We start from the raw sequence: 2,523 nt of genomic DNA, 5'->3' as shown, positions 1-2,523 counted from the left end.
GGGCAGGAATGGAAAAAGCATCACACAGAAAAGAAACTGAAGCCGATGTAAAAGCAGCCGAAAAAATGGCAAAGCTTTTTGACGAAATCAAGAAAGACAATCCGGATAATTCCCCAGAATTTATTCATGGGCTCAATGTTTTCTTGTCACGATTATTGTTTTGCTTCTTTGCCGAAGACACAGGTATTTATAAACTGGGTCAGTTTACTAATGCTATTGCATCGCATACACAAACCGATGGAAATGATTTAAACCAGTATCTAAATAAGCTATTCGATGTATTAAATACCAACGAAAGTAAACGTGCAAATTTACCAATATACCTTAACGAGTTTCCGTATGTAAATGGAGGTTTATTTCAATACAACCATCCAACACCCACTTTTACACGTCGTTCTCGTCAGGCAATTATAGATGCGGGAGAATTAAATTGGTCAGCCATTAATCCGGATATTTTTGGTTCCATGTTTCAGGCGGTTATTTCACCGGAGCATCGTGGCGGATTAGGCGCACATTACACATCGGTTCCTAACATCATGAAAGTGATAGAGCCGTTGTTTTTAAACGAACTGCAAGAGGAATTTGAAACTGCAAAGGGCAATATTAAAAAACTCACTGGTTTATTGGGTCGTTTGCAAAACATAAAAATATTTGATCCCGCTTGTGGTAGCGGAAACTTCTTGATTATTGCCTACAAAGAATTACGCCGCTTAGAAATGGTAATTCTGAACGAGCTAAATATCCTAAAAGGAAAATCAGGTTCGGGTAGTTTAGATTTTGGAAGCGATTTTCTTTCCAATATTACCTTAAACAATTATTACGGCATAGAGATTGACGATTTTGCATATGAAGTGGCAAAACTAGCACTTTGGCTAGCAGAGCACCAAATGAACCAAGATTTTTTTAAAGCTTTTGGTAAAACCAATCCTACCTTGCCACTTAAAGATGCAGGACAAATTACAAAAGGTAACGCTACAAGGCTAGATTGGGAAACCGTTTGCCCGAAAAAAGAGAATGATGAAATCTACATTTTGGGAAATCCACCTTATTTGGGAAGCAGTATGCAAAATGCCGAACAAAAAGAAGACATGGCTTTTGTTTTTAAAGGATTTAAGAATTATAAGAATTTAGATTATATAGCCGCTTGGTTTATAAAAGGAGCCAATTATATACAAAACCGCAATGCACAATTTGCTTTTGTTTCTACCAATTCTATTTGCCAAGGCGAACAAGTAGCTTTATTATGGCCTCCGATTTTTGATAAAAATTTAGAAATTGGTTTTGCACATACTTCATTTAAATGGAAAAACAACGCAAAAGCAAATGCTGGTGTTTCAGTTGTAATTATTGGCATTCGAAATATTTATAATAAATCAAAAAAACACATATTTACTGACATCAGAAAGGTAAATTCATTAAACATAAATCCTTATTTAAGTAATGGACATAATATAATTGTTGAAAAAAGACAAAAACAACTTTCTTTTTTGCCAACTATGACTTCTGGTATTAAGGCTGGAGATGGTGGTAATCTTATTTTAAATGAAGACGAAAAAAATAATTTACTTAAAGAATACCCAGAATCAAAACTCTTTATAAAAGATTATATTGGTGCTGATGATTTAATGAATGGAGGAAAGAGATATTGCATTTGGGTTACAGAAAAAAATAAAGAGTTATCATATTCCATTCCACCATTATTAAAAAGATTTGAAAAATGTAGAGAATTAAGAATTGCAAGTACAAAAGCCGCTACTCGAAAAAAAGCTGAATTTCCACATCAATTTGACGAAACAACATTCATTGAAGCGGATTCAATTATTATTCCTCAAACTGGTTCTGAAAAGAGAAATTATGTTCCAATTGGTTTTCTTAACTCTGGAACAATAATTTCAAATGCAGCAAGAGCAATATATAATGCAGAATCATATTTATTTTCATTAATTTCATCAAGGATGCACATTCAATGGGTTAGAGCCGTTGCGGGTAGATTAAAAACGGATATGCAATATTCTAATACACTATGCTACAATACCTTTCCCTTCCTGCCGATTTCCGCTGCCCAAAAAGAAGAACTAACACAATGTGTATTTAGAATTCTGGAAGAACGGGAAAACCACTCTGAGAAAACCTTGGCGCAAATGTACGACCCAGACAAAATGCCCGAGGGTTTACGTGAAGCACATCGACTGAATGATTTGGCTGTAGAAAGATGCTACCGTAGCAAAGCTTTTGAGAGCGATGAAGAACGATTGGAATATTTGTTTGGGTTGTATGAAAAGATGATAGCGAAAGAAAAAGATACGTTATCCGTGAAGGAGAAGAAAGCTAAAAAAGTCAAACTGTAATGGAAGTGATTTCACATACGGGTATATTTAAGAAAGATAACTTTACACATAATAAAAACAATAGATGAACTCTGATTTATTTGACCATTTAAAAGCATTCACAACAAATCCATATTTATTTATTGGTTCAGGTTTCTCTCGTAGATATTTGGATTTACCAACTTGGGAAGAATTG

1 protein-coding gene is annotated in these 2,523 nt (G+C 34.4%); it reads left to right on the top strand.

Features of this window, described 5'->3' with window-relative positions:
* The coding region (locus tag ACH2BP_RS13485) for a DNA methyltransferase (RefSeq protein WP_395060745.1) at positions 1–2,348 on the top strand (2,348 nt) is incomplete at its 5' end.
* Between the last annotated feature and the right edge of the window lie 175 nt (positions 2,349–2,523).

The organism is Flavobacterium sp., assembly GCF_043756175.1.
Lineage (GTDB): Bacteria > Bacteroidota > Bacteroidia > Flavobacteriales > Flavobacteriaceae > Flavobacterium.
Note: the sequence above shows the minus strand (reverse complement) of the source record. Positions and strands in the feature narration are given on the sequence as shown.